The organism is Colwellia sp. Bg11-28 (assembly GCF_002836245.1).
GTDB lineage: Bacteria > Pseudomonadota > Gammaproteobacteria > Enterobacterales > Alteromonadaceae > Colwellia > Colwellia psychrerythraea_A.
Window position 1 is genome coordinate 1324174 of the sequence record NZ_PJBA01000018.1, and the last position, 21581, is coordinate 1345754.

Annotated in this window: 12 protein-coding genes; 3 read left to right on the forward strand and 9 right to left on the reverse strand. The window is 35.9% G+C overall.

The features are described 5' to 3' along the window. Positions 1-114: 114 nt before the first annotated feature. Positions 115-4704: an EAL domain-containing protein gene (locus tag CXF79_RS22870; protein WP_101158095.1), complete on the reverse strand. Its 4590-nt coding sequence runs from the start codon at positions 4702-4704 to the stop codon at positions 115-117. A gap of 282 nt (positions 4705-4986) precedes the next feature. Between CXF79_RS22870 and prlC the strand changes: the two genes are divergently transcribed. Further along, a complete protein-coding gene (prlC, locus tag CXF79_RS22875) occupies positions 4987-7038 on the forward strand; it encodes an oligopeptidase A (RefSeq protein WP_101158097.1) in 2052 nt (683 codons plus the stop codon). 171 nt (positions 7039-7209) lie between these two features. After that, positions 7210-7941: a DNA-3-methyladenine glycosylase I gene (locus CXF79_RS22880; protein WP_101158099.1), complete on the forward strand. Its 732-nt coding sequence runs from the start codon at positions 7210-7212 to the stop codon at positions 7939-7941. A gap of 197 nt (positions 7942-8138) precedes the next feature. On the opposite strand, the gene CXF79_RS22885 is transcribed toward CXF79_RS22880, so the two are convergent. From CXF79_RS22885 to CXF79_RS22900, 4 genes are all read right to left on the reverse strand, one after another. Next, positions 8139-10460 carry a hypothetical protein gene (locus CXF79_RS22885; RefSeq protein WP_101158101.1) on the reverse strand — a complete coding sequence of 774 codons (2322 nt, stop codon included), beginning with the start codon at positions 10458-10460 and terminating at the stop codon, positions 8139-8141. Between the two features lie 60 nt (positions 10461-10520). Next, positions 10521-11594 (reverse strand): sugar-transfer associated ATP-grasp domain-containing protein, encoded by a 1074-nt coding sequence (locus CXF79_RS22890; protein WP_101158103.1) that lies wholly within the window; start codon positions 11592-11594, stop codon positions 10521-10523. Between the two features lie 33 nt (positions 11595-11627). Then, positions 11628-13049: a mannose-1-phosphate guanylyltransferase/mannose-6-phosphate isomerase gene (locus tag CXF79_RS22895; protein WP_101158106.1), complete on the reverse strand. Its 1422-nt coding sequence runs from the start codon at positions 13047-13049 to the stop codon at positions 11628-11630. A gap of 134 nt (positions 13050-13183) precedes the next feature. Next, complete coding sequence (locus CXF79_RS22900; RefSeq protein ID WP_101158108.1) at positions 13184-16453, reverse strand: VanZ family protein; 3270 nt, start codon at positions 16451-16453, stop codon at positions 13184-13186. A 156-nt stretch (positions 16454-16609) separates the two neighbouring features. Between CXF79_RS22900 and CXF79_RS22905 the strand changes: the two genes are divergently transcribed. Continuing rightward, on the forward strand, positions 16610-17716 hold the full coding sequence (locus CXF79_RS22905; RefSeq protein ID WP_101158110.1) for a hypothetical protein: 1107 nt from the start codon (positions 16610-16612) through the stop codon (positions 17714-17716). A 77-nt stretch (positions 17717-17793) separates the two neighbouring features. Here the strand turns inward: CXF79_RS22905 and CXF79_RS22910 are convergent, their stop codons facing one another. The 4 genes from CXF79_RS22910 to CXF79_RS22920 all read right to left on the reverse strand — a co-directional run bounded on the left by CXF79_RS22910 (position 17794) and on the right by CXF79_RS22920 (position 21580). Continuing rightward, positions 17794-18921 (reverse strand): acyltransferase family protein, encoded by a 1128-nt coding sequence (locus tag CXF79_RS22910; RefSeq protein ID WP_101158112.1) that lies wholly within the window; start codon positions 18919-18921, stop codon positions 17794-17796. Between the two features lie 152 nt (positions 18922-19073). Next, positions 19074-19235, reverse strand: a complete 162-nt coding sequence (locus CXF79_RS23445) for a hypothetical protein (RefSeq protein ID WP_157825910.1) — start codon at positions 19233-19235, stop codon at positions 19074-19076. A 31-nt stretch (positions 19236-19266) separates the two neighbouring features. Beyond that, the gene (locus CXF79_RS22915; protein ID WP_157825911.1) at positions 19267-20442 is read right to left on the reverse strand and encodes a DegT/DnrJ/EryC1/StrS family aminotransferase; all 1176 of its coding nucleotides are present in this window, start codon (positions 20440-20442) and stop codon (positions 19267-19269) included. A gap of 1 nt (position 20443) precedes the next feature. After that, on the reverse strand, positions 20444-21580 hold the full coding sequence (locus CXF79_RS22920; RefSeq protein ID WP_101158116.1) for a carboxylate--amine ligase: 1137 nt from the start codon (positions 21578-21580) through the stop codon (positions 20444-20446). Between the last annotated feature and the right edge of the window lies 1 nt (position 21581).

Sequence of the window (21581 nt, forward strand, 5' to 3'; positions counted from 1 at the left end):
CGGGGTCTTCCGAACAGTTTATGCTCTTCATTGCCTTATTTTTAAGGAAATAACTATTAATAAAATGAGTCCCCCTTAATCGTAAATCGCTCAGTCGCCCTGTAAGACCCATCTTCAAAGGGTTTGGGTATAAGTAAGTTCTGTCTTATCTATCAGCAAATTTTTCATAATCTTCTCCGCTGAGCTTGGCTTACTATATAAATAACCTTGTATATAATGACATTGTTTGGCCACTAAATAATTTAATTGCTCAGCTGTTTCTACACCTTCTGCAATACAGTGCATGTTAAGTCTTTTTGCTAATACTAGCGTGGTATCTACAATTGCTTCGTCTGCTTCATTAATACCAATACCAGCAACAAAGCTACGGTCTATTTTTATGATATCTAAAGGTGATTTTTTTAAATAAGATAATGACGAAAAACCAGTGCCAAAATCATCAAGCGCTAAAATAAGGCCTAATGAAGATAGCTTACGCATCGTGGTAATGGCATTTTCAGGTTGTAAAATTAACGAGCTTTCCGTTATTTCAACGCGCAATATTGTTGCAGGTAATTGGTAGCGCACCAATAATTCACTAATGAATGAGACTATATCTGCTTCAACAAAGTGATGTACCGATAAATTTATCGACACATAAAATTCAGGTCGTATGGTATGCCATTCTTTTAGGTCTTTACATACTCGTTCAAGTGCCATTTCTGTCATCGTGATGATTAGATTTAGCTCTTCTGATAAAGGAATAAAGTCATTTGGTGGCACTAAGCCAGTAGACGTTTGCCAACGCATTAACATCTCGACTCCCACAGCCTTACCCGTATAAGCATCAATAATGGGTTGGTAATGATTAATAAACTCATTATTTTTTACTGCTAATTTTAACGCTGACTCCTTACTCAAGCGATCCATTGCTTCAACGTTCATTTGTGCGGTGTAAAATTTAAAATTACTTTTTCCGGCTTGTTTCGCATGATACATAGCAACATCAGCATGGCGTAATAATTCGTCTGAATTAAGACCATCATTAGGGTATAGCGCAATGCCTACACTTGCACCAACACTAACTAAATTTCCATCTAAATCAACGGATTGACCAATAGTATCAATAACTTTTTCTGCAATTCTTCCCAATTGATTTTCATTAGCGAAACTCTCTAATAGCACAACAAATTCATCACCTCCTATACGTGCTACCGTATCATCGATGCGTAATGCACTTTGTAAACGATTAGTGATTTCTCGTAATAATAAATCACCGAAATCATGCCCTAAAGAATCATTAACTTGCTTAAATCGATCAAGATCAATAAAAAATACCGCAATGGAGGTATCTCGTCGATTAGAAAAATCTATCGCATGCTTAATACGTTCAAGCAATAATGTCCGATTGGGTAATCCGGTTAAATGGTCATAATTAGCTAATAATCGCAATTCACTTTCAGCACTTTTCTGAGCGCTAATATCCGTTAAAACAAACAAATAATGTAACGCATTAGTTACTGAACTAAACCCTACCGTGACGTTGATAATGACGTGATATTCATCCTTATTGGCGGTAACTATTAACTCTTCTCCACGCCAATGTTCTCCTTCTTTTAGCGACAGCATTAATTTACGATAAAAACTGCGACGTTTCTGGCTGACGCCTAATAGTTTGTCACTAAAATCAAACTCTTCTTCTGGCCAATTAAAAACAGCACGCATTGACTGGTTTGCCGTAATCCTGGATATCTTTTCATCAATAATAAATACCCAATCTTGGGTTTGCTGAAATGCATCTCCGTAATACTGCGCGCGTTCTTCATTAGCGCGAGACTCAGTAATATTGGTGTAAGATCCTGTCACTCTGACAGGGTGGTTATTGGCATCTACCGCAACAATTTTCCCTAAATCCTTATACCAAAACCACTGACCATCTGATGTTTTCAAACGATAGGTACAGGAAAAGTTATCTTTTAGATTGGCACTACTAATAAATAGCTGCCAACAATGAATAAAGTTATCATGATCTTCAGGATGAATAAGCGCGACATGCTCTGCTAAACTATAAAATAGCGCTTTTTCTCGGTAACCTAAATCTAAAGAAATACGCTTACCAAATATTAAGTCTTCATCGGCTTGCCAATCCCAGACCTCACTGTTACTACCCGTTAAGGCTAGTTGTAAGCGGTTTTCTCGATATTTTACTTGCTCATGAACATCAAGTAATAATTGTTGCTGGGTTTTACGATAACGATACCAAGTCACCATCATTAACATTAAGGCGATAGCATAAAGTAATATCGCTAAAGGTGAACGCCATGGAGCAAAGCCTACGTTAAATTTAATATGTACAGGCGAAGAGAACTCTCCTGTATAAGGGGATTTAGCTTGAATTGATAAAGTATGTTTACCTGAAGCGAGGCTAGGGAAGGTAACATGAGCCTCACGACTTGCCGGAAAATCAATGTTGTCTTGTCCAGTTAAATGATATTTATAGATGATACTTTTCTCATTACCGTAAGAAAAAGTAGAGAAATCAATACGAATACCTACATCATCATGGTTTAGGTTAATAACAGCATTATCTTCAATGACTAAAGGTAGGACTAAATCTCGAGATAATAATTCTACGGCGGTAACTTTGACTGTAATATTTTCATTATCATATATTTTTTTTAGCTGTAAAGGGTCAAAAAGACTAATACCCTCCATAGAACCATAGACAAATAAACCATTCGCTAATTTTGCATTAGCCCTAGCATTAAATTCTGTCGCTCCAAGACCATTTTTACGAGTGAAATGACTTATATGTTGGTTATCAGAATCCAACATAAATATACCATCATGACTAGAGAACCAGATATCCCCAGATTCATCTGCCATGACACCATAAACGTTATTTTCAATAATGGAGTTAGCTTTATGGTAAAAATATTTCTCTTTAAAATCAGGTAATGTTAAACCAATAAGGCCTTTACCACTGAAGCTTAACCAGAGAACTTGGTTTTTATCAATCGCCCAATTATCGATATAAACGTTTTCACCTGCGAGTATCCCTTCCAGTTGATAAAGCTGTACAAATTCTCGTGTATTGACATTAAATCCCCATAAACCATCATTACTGGTGAGTAAAAACCAATCACGATTTGGTAATGAGCCCAAGAAATACAATAAACGTTCCGGGGAGAACTGTGCCGTAATTTCACTTAACGTATCAATTTGATAAGTAATTAAGTTAATTTTAAAAATACCTTTTTCATTCGTTAGCCATAAGAAATCACCTTCTTTTAGGATGTCAAATTGCTCTAATGCTAGTAGTTGATTAACTTCATCATTAAAGGGTAATGCTAATGTTTTCTCCTGCTTTTTATCAAATAGAAGTACACCTTGGGCAGTAGAGACAAGTAACTGCTCAGGCGATAACGTCACTAGACTATAAATATGGCTTTTGGTATAGATGCTTTTGGAGTCGTCATTCACCAAAAAGGGAGTCACTTGCTGCTTAGTTAGATCAATTAAGTTCAAACCATTTGAGGTAGCAACCCAAAGTAAATCATTATTGAGGCTGTCAGGTAAAGCATGCCACACTTCGTTATAACTCAAACTAGCGGGATTATTCTTTTTATAACCATAGTTTTTAACTAATTCTTTTTGAGGGTCCCATTGATAAGCTCCTACAGTATTTGAGCCTAGCCAGAAAACTCCGTGATTGTCTTTAATCAATGTATGTATGTTGTCATCGGTAATATTGTCAAAATAATCACTAAAACCAAACAAGAACTCACTACTATTATTGAGTGTATTAATAACATACAAACCTTTATCAGAGGCTACATACAGCATTTCGCCATCAAGTAAGGTCTGCCATGCGGCCATATTTTCAATAAGTTTTTGGTAGTTTGGTAATTGCGATTTTTCCGCAATATATGCTTTAATATCAGCTACGTTTATAGCAAAAAAACCATCGAAGGAGCCTAAATATAAAGTATGATTGTTATCTGCATGTACAGTATATATTTTATTAAGTTCTTCAATGCTTGATTGCTTAGATATATCAACGGGTATTTGCGGTAGTTTTTTCCAATGGTTTTTCTCAATATCATAAGCAAAAACACCTATCTTAGAAGCCAGGTATATCACGCCATCATACAATGACATCTGAAATAGTGATAAATTACCTGCTAATTCTGATTCTAAATCGACTACTTGCTTATACTCGTCAGTAACTTGATTATAAACACCAAGCGTTTTTGATGTTAACACCCATATTTTATTGTCATAATCATTAATTAAGTCAGTAATATAGTAATCAAAACCTTGCGCAAGTTTTATTGGAATATGCCGGTAACTATCTGTTTTAGGGTTATAACAATAAAGTTTTCGACCATCAACATTTAACCAAATCAAACCACTTTTATCTTCAAGTACATTGTATATAGCAACATTTTCAAAACTGTTTTTTGGTCCTGGCAATTGCCTAACTTCATTGCCATCATAAACATTGACACCACTTTCAGTACCTAGCCAAATGAAACCTGTTTTGTCTTGAATAATTGAATGAATACTACCTTGTGATAAACCATCATCAACAGAGAGGAGTTCTAGGGAAAGGTTTTCTATTGCAGCATAACTGGTACTAGATGCGACTATACCGCCAATGAAAATAACGCTAAAAATAATACTTAACAATAGTCGACAGGAAATAAGTAATCTCTTAAGCATAGTTACTCAACAACAGAATTAATTATAAAAATATAAAGGTCCCATAAAGTATAGTTTACGATGACGTTGTGCAAACAAAAATCAATAAAAAATACAACTGCTAACAACAGGTTTACTTACGCTATACAATAAAATCACACCAATAAGTAATTGAGTAAAACTTTAACAAGTGTATTTATAACTTCATATGATGAATATTTCATAACTATTGATTGAATAGCCTTGAATAAAGCCTCTCTAGGTCTTACATCTCTTAATAACATAAACTAATTTTTAAGCATTATGACCAATCCATTATTAGTATCTAGCGAACTACCTGCCTTTTCAAAAATTAAGCCTGAACATGTAAAACCTGCTGTTGAGCAATCAATTAGTAATTGCAAAAAAATTATTGAGCAAGTTCTCGCTAATGATGACGCCTTTACTTGGGATAATTTAGTATTACCCATTGATGAAGTTGATGATGTGCTATCTAAACTTTGGTCACCTGTTTCCCATATGAATTCAGTTGTGAGTAGTGATGCATTGCGTGATGCGTATGAGTCTTGTCTGCCTCTTTTATCAGAATATGGCACCTTTGTTGGTCAACATGAAGGTTTATATCAAGCCTACCTTAGCGTTAAGAACAGTAAGCAATTTGAACAGCTTAATATAGCTCAACAAAAAGTGATCACGAATGCCCTTCGTGACTTTAAACTATCAGGTATTGCTTTAAGTGATAATGATAAGAAGCGTTATGGTGAAATAGCGACTCGCTTATCAGAACTCAGCTCTAGTTTTAGCAATAATGTACTCGATGCTACCCATGCCTTTAGTATTGCCATTGAAGACGAAAAAGAGCTTACCGGCTTGCCGGAGAGTGCTTTAGCTGCGGCAAAAGAACTTGCCACAGCAAAAGAGCAACAGGGGTTTACTTTTACTCTTGATATTCCAAGTTATCTACCGGTAATGATGTATTGTGATAATGCTGATTTACGTGAGCAACTTTATACGGCATTTGTTACTCGTGCGTCAGACCAGGGGCCTAATGCAAATAAATTTGATAATAGCGCCATCATGGATGAGTTACTAAGCTTGCGACATGAATTAGCTAATTTACTTGATTTTGACAACTATGCTCAACATTCATTAGCCACTAAAATGGCCAATACCACGAGTGAAGTCATGGCGTTTCTTGAAAACTTAGCTATTAAATCACAACACCAAGGTAAACGAGACTTTAAAGAACTAAGCGACTTTGCTGCGACTGCATTCAAGACAGATAATTTACAGGCTTGGGATCTGGCTTATTACAGCGAAAAGTTAAAACAAAGTCGTTACGCCATTTCAGATGAACAATTACGCCCATATTTCCCTAAAGACAAAGTTGTTTCTGGTCTATTTGCAGTGGTCCATAAGTTATTTGGCCTATCTATCAAACATCGTGAAGGTGTTGATGTATGGCATGACGATGTTAACTTTTATGATGTATTTGATAAATCAGGTGAAAGACGAGGCAGCTTTTATCTTGACCTTTATGCCCGTGAGAAAAAACGTGGTGGGGCTTGGATGGATGACTGTGTTGGTCGAAGCCAACTAGCTGATGGCTCTATTCAATATCCAGTTGCCTATTTAACGTGTAATTTTAACGGCCCTGTAGGCAATCAACCGGCATTATTTACTCATGATGAAGTTGTCACCTTATTCCATGAGTTTGGTCATGGCATTCATCACATGTTAAGCCAAATAAACGCCAGCAGTGTTGCCGGTATTAATGGTGTTCCTTGGGATGCAGTAGAACTTCCTAGTCAGTTTTTAGAAAACTGGTGTTGGCAACCAGAAGCACTTGCGTTTATTTCAGGCCATTTTGAAAGTGGCGAGCCATTGCCTCAGGAAATGTTAACTAAAATGCTGGCGGCGAAAAACTTCCAATCAGCCATGCAAATGTTACGTCAGATTGAATTCAGCATCTTTGATTTTACTATGCATGAAAGCTTTGACCCGAAAGCATCGAACAATGAGAAACATATTCAGCAAGTGCTCGATAATGTTAGAACCAAGTACTCTGTAGTAACAGCGCCTGAATTTAATCGTTTTCAACATGGTTTTAGCCACATCTTTGGCGGTGGTTATTCAGCAGGTTACTACAGCTACAAGTGGGCTGAAGTATTATCCGCTGACGCATTTGGTTTATTTGAAGAGCAAGGCATCTTCAATGAAGAAACCGGTCAGTCATTCTTAAACAACATTTTAGAAAAAGGCGGCAGCGAAGAGCCAAGCGTGTTGTTTAAAAACTTCAGAGGCAGAGCACCAGAAATTGATGCGCTATTGCGTCACTGTGGTATTGAAGCGTAAATATTAATGTAAACATTCAACATGAAGGACGTCATCCCCGAGGTGTATTAATCGGGGATCCAGTATCTGTGTCACTTACACCCAAGGTTTATTGTGCATAATATGGATTCCTGCTCAGATAATGTGGAAATGACATCACCCAATAATAATGCCTAATTTAATTAAGAAGTTATGACCCACGAATCATTTAAATCATTATACCAGCGTGCCGCCGATCGAAAAGGTGGCAAGTTGGCACTTGAGCTATTGCTAGGTAAAAGAATATTGGGCAAGAAATTACTCGATGATAACGCCGCAGAAGAAAGTATTAGCCAACTCACTGACGATAGAGTTTTAGCTGCTTTTACCAAACAAATTTTTAAATCTGGTTTTGTTTGGCGAGTGGTTGAGAATAAATGGCCTGACTTTGAGGAACATTTTTTTAATTTTAATATCGAAAAAATGCTAATGATGCCTGAAGAAATGTTGGAACGAAAAGCGGCAGATCCGAAAATAATTCGTAATTATAATAAAGTAAAAACGATTAAAGCCAATGCGCAGATGATGTTTGATATCTCACTAGAAAAAAATATCAGCTTTGCGCAATTTATTAATGACTGGCCAAGTGAAGATATCATTGGCTTGTGGGCTTATTTGAAAAAGCATGGTCAACGCTTAGGCGGCAATACTGGCCCATACGCCCTTAGATTATTAGGCAAGGATACTTTTATTTTAAGCAGTGATGTTGAAGCTTACTTAAGAGCACAGCAAATCATTGATGGTGGTTTGCAAAGTAAAAAAAGCTTAACAGCTATACAAGCGCATTTTAATAAATTGCAAAATGAAAGTGGTTATAGCTTAACGCAACTGAGCCGACTAATTGCTTTTGCTAGTGGCGATAATTATGTGCAAGTTGAAGCGTAAATAGAAATTATTCCGAGAATTAAAAGCTTCTGATGCGTGGTATTTAAATCTTTTATACTCGTCCATCAGGAGCCATTTAGTAAGTAGAAAGTTTAAGATTGAATATCATCACATGAACCCGTTACATTCACTTTAACCGGGTTCATGTGGCCCTGAACGGGGGGTAATCCTTAAAGTATCAAAATTTAAGCTTGTAACTACTCGTTGTTAGTCTCATTTAATTGCTGCAAGTAATAGTTATAAAGTTGACCTTCATACTGTCCTTGCCACGTTGCCCATTTACCATAGGATTTTACTCCCCCAACGCCCTTTTGAACAAAGTTTATCGCATGATCTGCGTACTTTGCTTCGCCTGAAATCAAAGTATACCAAATAGCTGCGTCAACATAAGTAGCACTACTGCCTGAGGCTTTTGTTGAGATATCGTTGCTAATAATACTGCGATAATAGCCATAATTAGCGTAAGTAAGGTTCCACTTCATATAGTTTTGTATTAAAGCTAAGGTTTTTTCTTGGTCAGAAAATTCGTTATATAAATTAATAAAACCTTTTACTAAAAAACCTTGTTGGAAAACTGCCGCAGAAGGCTTTTTCTTATCCAAGCGACCAATAGATAAATTATGTGGCGGTAATAAATATTTACTATGTACTTTCACTACATAACTTGACAGCAGCTCACCTAATTGCAAATCACCTGTAACTCTATAAGCGGCAAGTGCAGTGTTTAATGCATGTCCTTCACTACGATTGGAGCGATCGGGCCAAGGGTCTAATTCTTGTAAATAGATTTTTTTAAACTCCGCCATAAAAACATACCAGTCTTTAATCCATTTATTACCCGACATCAAATAGGCCTGTTCGACATGATAAAACCATGCGTGTTGGTCGTCTCTAGGATTTGCTGTTTGTCGGCTACCTGGAATATATTCTCGCGTTAAAGTTGGCGCTTTATGATTAACAAACTGACGCCAGCTAGTACCGCCATACGGATTAGTTGATGGTGTAATTGATTTAAAATGTTTTGCATGTAAATAACCACCTAACCACTGCGGTCTGATATTAATCTCTGCTTTTGCCATTTCTTGGGCATAATAATAATCATTTGGATTACCTGACACGAAAAACTTTCGATTTGAATATGGCCATCCACCACCATTGGAAGTACGTTTTTTTCTATAGCTATCAATGGCATAATTATCCATACCAAATTTTAAGGCTCCATGTTTTTTCTTCGTTAATCCTTTAGTTCTATAAGTCAAACTACGTTGTTTTTTGGGCGAAATTTGTGTCTTAGGAAAATACCCCCCTAATTCTAGGGTCGCTTTTGTTTTTGCATAATAATCTTGTGGGATAATAGCAACGGGTGGATTTTGTACCGTTTTAGCAAAAGCTTCCACATGCTCTATAGAGTTATCTGTTGAGAAATCAAGCCAAACCTCATGATAGGTTTGCTTCATATCATCTAACCAATAAAGCCCAATATCAACAAAGTGGTCATTAAGAAATTGGCTTGTCCATGTTGGCCACATTTCTATTTTTAATTTTCCTTCTGCCGTTGATAATCCATTCGGGAAAGTTTGCCAAAAGTTTTGAAAGAAAACACTTACATTTTTACTGCTAATATACCCTGCTGAGGTTGATTGAATTTCTTTAGAATTAAGCTTATCAGCTCGTACCGTTTTTTCATGTTCAATTTTAACATCATCAAGAATCAGATTATGCCCTTTAAAATAAAGAGGGGCTGAAACTGTAGTATTTATCGCCGAGTTTTGTAATTGAAAATCAAGTTTGACTTGAGGTGAATTAGCATAAACATAAAGCCTAAGCGCCCAGCCATGCTTTATTTGTGTTGGTTTTTTATATTCAGTAGCCGAATATATTTTTAGTACTGTACGTATAGGACCAGACTCTTCAATATCAAACTGAATATTGGCGTGCTTAAATGAGTAATCGATTTCATTGTTTTCTTGATAAAAAACAGAATGGAGTTTACCTGCGGGTGTTGTGATAACTAAGGGATATTTTTTAATGTTTATTGACAGTAAATTATTACTAATATTTATTTCATTATTTCTGTCTTCTAACTTAACAGAGTTAAGTACCTCTGCTTTTTTAGAACCCGTAAACAACTGGTATTTTTTAACGCCTGAATTTGCTTGTCCTTGTTTATAAGCCGATAACTCAGCATTAAAAATAGCTTGGACATGACGTAATGAATTATCTTTCCCCCACCAACGATTTAATATTTCAAATTGAGCAGGAACAATGTTGCCTTTACTATCTTTAAGGTGAAAACTGTTAATATTTTCATACTCACCGTACTGCAAAGGGAATATCGCAACATTAGGGTAATTATTGGAGCCTACTTGAGCTGACTCTTTAACAACAAATGAAGTCAACATTATCGGCGGCGTATTATGTTCAAGGTTCGTCTGTGCAAACAATAGTTGATTATTTACTAGGTAAATAAGTAGCCCACAGAAAAAAAGGCTCAATGGTCTAAGTGCTTTTTTAGTCATGATTATTGTCCGTTAATATATCTAACTACAAAAGATAATTAAATCAGAAAGCTAATCCTCTTAGCTGTATTGACTCAATAACTGTGATAACTCTTTTTTCAGCCCTTTATCAAAAGAAATTTGTAATATGTCACAATCATAACGCCAATTCCCTTCAATTAAGCAAGGACCATTTTCTGTCAGTGCGACATCCCAACCCACGGTTTTTAATTCAGAAAAATCAGTTGACGCCTTATTTACTAATGCCAACATTTCATCCCAAAATGGAAACTGAAACCCTTCTATTTTAAATTGATTCGAAGGATGAACATCGACTTTTTCAACTAAGCCTAAACCTAAAGAGTCAGGACCATACGGCCGACTTAAACAACCTGTATCTAAGTCAACTGCGGCAATTAAATTTTTAGGGTGACCATGAGAAAAGTTATCAGTAACATTTTTTCCTACTGGAATTCTAAGACAAGGTAAAAATACAGCTAACTCCGAACCATGACCAATAGTCACCATGCGGACAGTCCCTAGACTTCCATCGGGCATTAACTGATTTAAACTTGAATGGGGTAACAAGCATCTTTGTAATATATAGCAATTTGCTGATAATTTAGTAGAAAAAAGATCTGACAAGTCAACTTCCAGATTATCATCATTTAAAATTTGGTTGTCTCGGAAAGAAAATCGCACAATACCTGCGCCATAGGAACCACCAATTGGTTTAAACAAAAAACGACCATCACCTTGTTTTTTAAGCTCTGGGATTAACTGATTTATATTTTCAATAAAATTAAACTCACCTCTGTATTGGCTATAACCATCATTGGCGATAATAGCCAAAATATCAGGTGTTGGTAAATCATGTTTACGACATTTTATATTAAACTCAAGCTTACTATTAACTAACTCCCTCACAGACTCTTTATTAATACGCGATTGGATAGCTTCCAATTCTAATTTCTTCATATACCCTGAAGCTTTGGAAAAGGGTTTACCATTAAAATTATATAATACGTAATCTTGAGGACCAAACTTATATAAAAGACGACAGGTAATCATCTGAATAAAAATAAAGAATTTATTTTTATCTTTATATATTGCAATATTATTAGCGGTATTCCAATATTCTTTTATTTTATCCATGCTGAATACCTACCCTTCCTTTTTGATATGAATTTATGACTCAACTCGGCCGTAACGGTCTTCAAAGCGAATGATATCATCTTCACCTAAATAACTACCTGATTGTACTTCAATCATCTCTAACGGTAATTTCCCTGGATTTTCTAATGCATGAACAGCACCAATGGGTATATAAGCTGATTGGTTTTCACTAAGTAGCACTGATTTATCATCTATTGTAACTTTTGCTGTACCCGATACAACAATCCAATGTTCGGCGCGATGATGATGCATTTGCACTGATAGTTTCGCACCTGGTTTTACAGTAATACGTTTAACTTGAAAACGTTCCCCGCTATCAACACTGTCATACTTCCCCCAAGGACGGTAAACTTCACGATGCAAAACGGCTTCTGTTCGCTGCTCTTTCTTAAGTTGCTCAACTATTTGTTTAACTTCTTGTACTTTATCTTTATTAGCAACTAAAACAGCATCAGGTGTATCAATAATAACTAAATTATCTACACCTATAGTTGTAATCAATTTATTTTGACTGTGGATGTAACTATTCGTTGTTTGATGAGCTATAACATCGCCTTTTAAGACATTTTTATCTTCATTTTTTTCACAGACTTCCCACAAGGCTGAATACGAGCCAACATCACTCCAACCAGCATCAAGAGGAATAACAACTGCTGCGTCAGTTTTTTCCATAACAGCATAATCAATAGATTCATTTGCACAGGCTAGAAAAGCAGTTTTGTTTGGTCTTAAAAAGTCTAGATCATATTCAACATCCGTCATTGCCTGTTGGCATTGTTCTAAAATATCAGGACGATATTTTGCTAACTCTTCAATGTAACGTGATGCTTTAAATAAAAACATACCGCTGTTCCATAGGAACTCACCTGACGCCAAATAGCTTATAGCTGTTGCTTCATCTGGTTTTTCAACAAACTGCGCAACTTTAAATGTACTATCTTTTTGCTGTTCACCTTTTTTAATATAACCATACCCAGTTTCAGCATGTGTAGGCACTATACCAAACGTCACAAGCTTTCCTTCTTCTGCAGCAACGCTGGCTTGAGAGACTACTTGATGGAATGCTTCGGTATTTTTTATAACATGATCAGCAGCTAACACTAATAAAATAGCATCTTCATCTTTTTTTAGTGCATTCAAAGCCGCTAATGCTACAGCAGGGGCTGTATTGCGGCCTTCGGGCTCAAGTAAAATAGTGCCTTGTGATAATGATAACTGCCTCACTTGCTCTGCAACTAAAAACCGATGCTCTTCATTACAAATAAATACGGGGTCACTACAGTTATTGGGCAGGCGCTTTAAAGTATCTTGAAGCATACTGGTATCATTGACTAATGGTAAAAACTGCTTAGGAAAAAGTGCACGGGAAAGTGGCCATAGACGTGTGCCACTACCACCACACATAATGACTGGGGAGATTGTTAATTGACTCATTTATATTCCATTAAAGATAATCGGCATGTAGCCATTATAGTAAGCTATGATGGTAAAGTTTTAAACAAAAAGACTTAATCTCATAGCTAAATACTTAAAAACATATTAACAAGATTCTAAACGTGCTCTTTGTCTTAATTATTATTCAATTCAGGAATAAATGGCGCAGCTTTAATAGATAACGCTTCACGATTTTCAAAGAAGAAATTATCATCTACATTAACCCCTTTCACATTGCCCACAACAAAATTTCCTTCCACTATAAATATATTAGGCTGTTTTTTTAGAGAGATCAGTTTAGCTTGGGATTTATCTGAAATAATGATGTTATCTTTAATGATGACTTGCTCTGATGGATGTTTTATTCCTTCAACCCCCCAACTTAATAAATCATGATTCTCGCTAAACGGTCCTTCAATTAGAATGTTATTTTTTATAATGAGCGAACCGCCATTAGGCACATCAATTAATCGGCTATCCCGACTTTGGCTACTCGCAATAATGGAATGGGTAATTTCGGTATGAGTCGAACGAGACTTGATTTCATGACCACCATTTCGGTTATTTAAAAAATATGAATTATTAATAAACAAACGGCTTGGAGCTAAGGTGTATATACCATGATAAAAGGCGCTATCACCTAAATGCTCAAAACGACTATTTTCTATCACAATATCACCGCCTTTTTTCGAGCCTAGTAAACCACCCTGAGCATGATGAAAATAAACATTATTAAGTGTAATCCCCCTACCTTCTAGGCGTATGCATACACCATTGTTGTCAGAAACATATATTGAGTGACACTCTAAGCCTTCGATATAATTATCATCTCCTTTGATTACTAAAGCTCCTTTACCATGCTTTGTTTTTCCAAAAATAACAGCCCCTGGCTCTGCAATAATAGATACGTGACTTGCCTTCAAAACTGCAGCTTGTTGGTAATACCCTTTAGATAGACGGATAGTGTCATGATCTTTAGCTTTGGCAAACGCTTTAACTAGGTTTTCTACTGGCTTTCCATTCAGGTAAATAATACCGCTGGTGATAATATCAGGGACTTGCGCTTCAGAGTTATCTAGATTAAAACTGCGTTCAGCATCTTGAGTGAAATATTGAGCCAATGTTTGCCAATGCAAGTGTTCACCAAATAAACGGTTACCAACATAACCAAAAATAATGAGTAAACACCCAAGGTATACATGGTGGGCTTTAACCTTACCTGTTTGATAGGGTAAAGAAACGTTGGGCAGATGCTTCAATGCAAATAAACCACTAAGCAGCAGGCCCTGAAATGCTATAAGAATTAAACTCCAGCGCATCATCAATGTTATCTCACTTAACTTCTCTACTCGTCCTGCACCAATCAAAAAATCAAAAGCTGAAAATATATAGCCATACTTAATTATTTGTAACTCAAAAACAGCCTGCGCAACAAACCACGAACACACACTTATACTGCCAATTAATGCGAAGGAAATTATATATTTTTTCTGAATAATAAATTTCCACTCCAGTGCTATTCCCGCAGCCAAAGCGACTAAAGATAGCGCGAGTATAATAGGACTGGCGATCAACTCAGTTAAGTTATCAGTAACAGCTGCATAAAAAGCTACATATAAGCACAGTGGTAAGATAACTACACTGGTTACAATATATTTCACTAATTTGAATTTTTTAACTGGCGAGGTAAAAATTAATAAGGCCATTGTTAATGGAATTTGCACTAAGCCATATAAGGCAATAAAGCGAAATAGAAATTCAAAAAACTGTGCCATTTTTGCCATCAATGACAAGCTTAATACATTAACTAACATTGGCATGAAGTGATCTGAGGTTTGGTTGCGATATAGTGATTGCGATAACTTTGATGAACCAACGAGATCTTCAAGACTCTCAATAGTTACTGCTAAATACAAACAAATAAACGCGAATGCTAAGGTGATACAATGCAGGCTAATAAACTTAACAATATTAACATCGTTCTCTGTTAATAATTTTTGAGTAATATAACCGCTGCCTCCCCCTAAAAATAGCAAGAATAAAGAAAAGAAAAACAAATCTAGTGCCGATGCGTTGTGAGAAAACAACTCAACAATGTTGTAAGGCACACCGGGTAGCTCTAATGCTATATTTACTATCGTATAAAACAAAACGAAGCATAGAATGAATAAACCAAGGTACTGCTGCAATGGTGTAAAAATACCAACAAACTTATTAGGTGCAGTTTGTTCATAGCTCGGTTGAGTTTTTGCTGATACAGGCACTTTAGTTGAAGAAGTAGTCACAGTCATTTCCAGTGAAGCTAAATAGTCTCCTAAATTCCTTACTGTTAAGTACGCAATTACCACTAAAAACACATCACCGAAATCTGTCACTCTTGTTGGCATAAATAGCTGTAAAAACTCAATGAAAAACACATAAATAGCGAGTAAACAGGATATTCTTTTAGCATTTTTTCCTAATTCAATCGCCAACCAGATAACACTAGAGAATATAAATAACTTAAAGAAAAGAGCTTCTATTCCCCTATAAAGTTGTCCATTTAAATAACTTTGAAAAGGGATAAAGGTTTCTAGGGATAAATAAAATGAATCCATAGCTGCCATTGAAGACACGCCAAAGGCGACGAGTAATAAGGATAATAGAGCCCTTGTCACTTTTTCGTGATTCACACTAATATTCGCAGCAATGACAATTGCAATTAATGGAGCAATTATGTCGGTAATAACGAGCACATTAATAACGATAACAATCTTGGCACCGAGCATTAAGCCCCATAAACCGACAATCAATTTGATAGGTGTTTTGGTTTGTTGAAATGACAATAAGCGGATGACGATCAACCAAATCGTACTCTTAATGAATAAATCCCACACAAAAGTGACTGAGGGTTGAATGAATAAGGGTTTTAAGCTGTCTTTGAATGATTGTAGGTCAATGGTAGGAACAAATGGTGATAACTCTGACAGAATATAGGTTAGCGCAATCATGGTAGGTAAATATTTCAGTTGAGGCTGAATATTAATTGATTGAGCATTAACAGCAGAAATCCCGATATACCCTATAGCAAAACCTGCCATGTTAAATAAAACATCGAGTATATTTTGATCTCGTTCAGGCATTGCTATCTGTAAAATCTGTAAAACAAAAGCAAACAAAAACACATAAAACCATAGCAGGTATGTATGTTTAGCCGATTGGCACGGCTCTGTAGAGTTCTTTAAAGCATAAAGGAAACCTAATGGTGTAAATAATAGAATATTCCCTAAGACATCACCAATACCTGAAACCTGAATGCTGAGTAATTGATCATAATGCTGACTAAACTCATCAACAGAGAAATGAAAAGGGAAAAGAGAGCCATAAGCTATCAGTAAATACACAAAAGCAATCAGTAAACGCATACTATATCCATGTTATGTGAATAGTATTTATACTTCCATCTCATACTATTTTTTAGAAGTTAATTTTGCCTGTATTAAAGGATTTCAACAAGGCATTTTATTTCTAGTCATAATATGCAAAAATCCCCTCTATTAAAGGCTAACTAAAGAAAAAACATGGAAGAATTAATCCATCCTTCAGCATTATCCGTTATCAAAAACAAACTTATGGTGCACTTTTCCACTGAAGAGTATTGTTTATGTAGCCAAGATCATTTTGTATTTAGTTATCACTACAAAAGCCAAAAATTACAACAGGTTTGTAAGATACCTCCTGTAAATAATCAATTGCCAACCGTCTTAAAAGACAAAATACGCCGAAGTGCATTAGCGCGTTCTTTGTCAGACTCTATGGGGTTAGGTCATGTAGTGCAATTACCCAATGGCACTATTATTATTATTTACGACAAAGTTTATCGTTATAGCGCTGATAACAAAGGCAAAGTAGCACAGCCGATTTTTGACTTAAAAAAACATAAAGTTCAGCCACCATTACGCAACGGAATTGGTGTTCACCCAAGATCAAACAATGCGTATTTTGGCGAATATGTAAATGGTATAAAACGAGCAGTACGTATTTTTCGTATTGCTGATAATGGCGAAAGATGTGAAGTATGTCATACCTTTAAAGAAGGGGAAATTAAACATGTTCATGGTATTTTTTGGGATAAATACCGCCAACGCTTTTGGATAACGACTGGCGATGCAGACAACGAATCGCATTTTTATTTCACAGATAATGAATTTAAAACAGTGCACAAATTTCGTGGTGGCGATCAAAGTTGGCGAGCAGTTTCATTGATTATAACCGAGCACCACCTTGTTTGGGGAATGGATGCAGGTAAGGATGCTCCTGCTGAAGCCATTAATCATGTTTATCGACTTAATCTTGCAACGGATAAACGTGAACAAGTGGCAACAATAGGAAACCCTGCGTACCACATGGTACAAACAGTTTCAGGCGCCATAATAATGGGCGTAACTTTTGAACCAGGAAGAAAACAAGCAACTAAAGAAGAAGCGTGTTTGTATTATAGTGAAACAGGTGAACATTGGCAGTTGCTTGCTTCTTTTCCCTATCAGAAACAGGGATTAACCGGTCGTAGTCAATATGCTTATTTATTTCCACCTTCAGGAATAATCCCTGATAATGAATTAATTTTTACCCCTATTAATGTCAAACATCATGATGCAAAAACTTTACATATAGATTTACCTAGTTAACGAAGAGTTAGCATACTGTAATGTATTCAAGATTGATTACAACTTTAATAATTGAAAGCGATTTCAGTTCTCCCACATTAACTACTCTTATTTGGAATACAAAAAGACTTTAATATAGGCATTGCTTTAACAAAATTAATAGCAATTTTGAGGCTATAGACAACAACAGGTTTAAATTTGTATTTACGCTGTTCCGTCAAAAGACCGACTCCCCAAGTTACGAATGCAACCAATAATAGTATACTGATAGAGGTGTAAATAGAATCAGTATTTAATACCATATTATGTTCGATTGTCTTCATAATAGGTGCATGTACTAAATACAATGTAAAAGTATATGAGGCTAAGGTAACAATTGGCTTTTTAAATTTGAGCACCCAAGTTAAATCTACATATTTAGCCGCATACAAGTGTAAAATAACAAAAATACATACAGCATAATCACTTAAGTATTTTTGTGCGCTACCTAAAGATAAATCCCCAAAAGGCCAAGTTTGTTTACCTAACTCTATTAAATAATGGTCTGCGCCAAATTTCTTGAATAAAAAGTAGCCCACTAAGCTCCCCACAAAAATAATATTTGCCAGCCAAGGTGCTAGTTTCCATCTATCATGATTTTTATATAACCAAACCCCAGCAAGCCATAATGGAAACAGTAACCACAACTTATAACCAACAAAAACAAATAATAAAGTAAAGATAACTACCCGCTTAATGCCTGAATAAAAATACAAAGCCGCAAACAAGACATAATACCAAACCTCATAACCTAATGACCAATACGGAGTAACAGTAAAAGGCTGTTCAGATATGGTCCAAATTTCACCTAAAAAACTTAAGTGGAATGGAATATATATATATAATTTTTCATATTGGTATAACCCAGTATAATTCTCAGGGTTAAACTGCAAACCAATAAGGTCCAAACTTACTGTTAGGGCGATAATAGGAATAGCAACCGAATAAATCCTCGTAGCACGAGACACAAAGTATTCCCGTATATCACTTTGTTTTTTTTCAGTTGTATAAGCAATGACATAGCCCGATAATAAAAAAAACAATATTACAGCATCCCTACCGCTCAACGGTAACCACTCTATCCACTCACCTGTAGCTATATCAAAGACAACCATATGAGCCAGCACCACTACTAAAGCAGCGGTAAAACGGCATAAATCTAAATATACGGAAAGTTGTGGTGTCATATAGTTTTTCTCACGTCATTTGTTATTCAATATATATTTAAAGTAAAGTTATATAAAAATTAATCCCTATAACCTTTGTATCCAAATTTTATGTAGTTTACTGAACTACAAGTGGATATAAATACAATGCATCAGACCTAAATATAGAACTCCTACAAAGAGTTAAACTCGTTATCTTCTGACTGCAATATAATATAAGCCAACTGCCATTTGATGCTGACCTTTTCATGGTCGAATACTGGTTCTAAATAACGATGAAGTACATAATAACTATTTGCACGTTGTGAAAATATGTCTTCGTAGGTATTAAACATTTAACATCCTGTATTAAATAAAAAATAAGTATTATACATATGAATTATCTTCAATTTTTTTAAGTGCACAGACCACCTTATCAATGTCTACAAGAGCTAAACCCTGCAAAGGGAGCTCTAACAAGCCCGAAAGGCTAGTTCCATCAAAAATTTTAGACCCAGTACCATAAACCGTATTGGAAACCACTCCTTGCTGCAATAGCAATTTTGCAAGTATGTTGGGCGCTATTCTTTTCGACTGAAGGATCATTCGAGTTAAATAAATATTGTCTTGTGTGATCTGAGGAAATGTAAAACTGGTCAATAATTGTTGGTTTGCTTGGTAATATTCAATATTTTTTTTTGTCGCACTGATTCTTTGCGACAAACTGGCAAACTGCGCTAAGGCAATCCCTGCCTCCATATTCGATATTTTGCTCACCTGAGCATAATAATCAGGATGAACATCCCATATTCTTTGTTTGAGGCGCTGAATATAGTAATCCATACGTTTCCACACTCGTTGCCATTTATATACCATTAAAAAATGACATAAAGTACTTAAACGACCCTTTGTAAAAGGTAACATTTGCAAGTTTTCTGTTAGTGCTCCGATTAAATCCTTATTGTTAACAAATAACACGCCACCAGAAGCACGCACACCTGTGACGATAGTTTTCGCTTGAGCAAAACTTAATAAACCTACATCACCAAAACCACCTAAAGGTTTACTCTCAATATTAACACCTGCAACTTGTGCCGCATCATCAATAAGATAAATTTTTTTCTCTTTTAAAAGCACCTCTGCTTGGCCAATATTCGCAGATTTTCCATACATATGAGGTAAAATAACGGCTAAAGTTTTTTCATTACATCCTGTATAAAGTGACGATATATTAAGATTTAAATCATCCGACACGGGTAAAAAAACGGGTACTAGACCACATTTTTTTACCGCTTGAGGCACACTATCACAAATGAATTCAGGGATAATAACTTGAGTTTTGTCTGGTTGTTTTTTTTTAAATAATAATAATGAAGCAATTAAGCCTGCTCGTGCAGAGTTGAGTACAAAAACAGTTGAATTAGGATATTTTTCTGCAAGAGTTTTAGATAATAATTCGACATTATTACCTTTATTCACACTACCTGAAATAATGCTCTTAGCAATATATAGCCATTCTTCTTTTCCCCAAACAGCGGTTTCAGGCTTAATAAGGTTGCCCACGCTAGGATACAACTTTCATTTTTATGCGCTTACAAAGTGCCGATAAATACGGCCAAGGATCATTCCACCGTTTAATTGCACCATAAACTTCGGCATCAAAAGGTTCATCAGGATTTCCTCCGTGGGCAAGTGCATTGGCATCAGCTATCTCATCACGCCATATGATAGGCTTCATCATAAGTGGGTATTTAAAGAGATTGTCATTCTTTAGATAACAATAAATTTGCCTTAATAAGTTATGCCCTGACAAGGTAGCAATTTCATGCTGATAATCTGTACGCCCTACCGTAGGTTCAATCATATAAAACTCTTGGCGTTGACTATCAAACTTATATTCCATCCCCATCAAACCGGAGTAATTTATCGCCTTAGCAAAATCAGCAGTTATTTTACTCAGTTCATCATGCTTTTCAGGCGCATTGGTGCAACTTGCCGTACCACCAATATTTAATGGCCATGATCTCAGCTTTCTGCCAGTAAAATCACCGACTAGTCGACTCTGTGTATCAAAATATGCTATACAAAAATAAATATCATTGTCTGCACCATGAATCCACTCTTGTAACATCATACCGGGCATCGTCGGCTTAATTTCTTTATACAAAGCCCTTACTTCAGCCAAGCTTTCTACTTTGTAAGCTTTTTTAAATAGCTTTGAGTAACCAGAGTCTTGATATAATGGTTTAAACACACAAGGAAACGTTAAATGCTCTGCTTGCTCAATATCATCATTTTTCTCAATAGACAGCGCTTTTGGGATTGGCGCATCATGGTCTTCTGCCAATTGCTGAAAACCACTTTTAGATTGCAAATCAATAATTTTGGTGTGATCGGTCAAATCAAACTTATAATAATCTTGTAATCGCTCACGGTGAAAACTAACCTGCTCAACTGTTTTCTCTTCACTCAAAAAGAGTACCGGGGGCTGAATAAAATGCCTACCTAACTTTTCAAGCTCATCAATAATGTCGATAGACTTAGTGTTTTTGACTAATTTTTTCTTGCCAAAACGAGATTTAAAAACAGGGTGGCTTTTCGTATCAGATAAAACTAAACAACGAGCATATGGTGCTAAAGAACGTAAAATCCCTAAACTATTAACTGATCCGCCAACAATCACAACGTCAATATTTTTCACT

Excerpts from the sequence above, each read along its gene's own strand:
- CXF79_RS22890 (WP_101158103.1), bottom strand. The coding sequence starts at position 11,594 with ATGGATAAAATAAAAGAATATTGGAATACCGCTAATAATATTGCAATA.
- prlC (WP_101158097.1), top strand. The coding sequence starts at position 4,987 with ATGACCAATCCATTATTAGTATCTAGCGAACTACCTGCCTTTTCAAAA.
- CXF79_RS22905 (WP_101158110.1), top strand. The coding sequence starts at position 16,610 with ATGGAAGAATTAATCCATCCTTCAGCATTATCCGTTATCAAAAACAAA.
- CXF79_RS22870 (WP_101158095.1), bottom strand. The coding sequence starts at position 4,704 with ATGCTTAAGAGATTACTTATTTCCTGTCGACTATTGTTAAGTATTATT.
- CXF79_RS23445 (WP_157825910.1), bottom strand. The coding sequence starts at position 19,235 with ATGTTTAATACCTACGAAGACATATTTTCACAACGTGCAAATAGTTAT.
- CXF79_RS22880 (WP_101158099.1), top strand. The coding sequence starts at position 7,210 with ATGACCCACGAATCATTTAAATCATTATACCAGCGTGCCGCCGATCGA.
- CXF79_RS22910 (WP_101158112.1), bottom strand. The coding sequence starts at position 18,921 with ATGACACCACAACTTTCCGTATATTTAGATTTATGCCGTTTTACCGCT.
- CXF79_RS22900 (WP_101158108.1), bottom strand. The coding sequence starts at position 16,453 with ATGCGTTTACTGATTGCTTTTGTGTATTTACTGATAGCTTATGGCTCT.
- CXF79_RS22895 (WP_101158106.1), bottom strand. The coding sequence starts at position 13,049 with ATGAGTCAATTAACAATCTCCCCAGTCATTATGTGTGGTGGTAGTGGC.
- CXF79_RS22885 (WP_101158101.1), bottom strand. The coding sequence starts at position 10,460 with ATGACTAAAAAAGCACTTAGACCATTGAGCCTTTTTTTCTGTGGGCTA.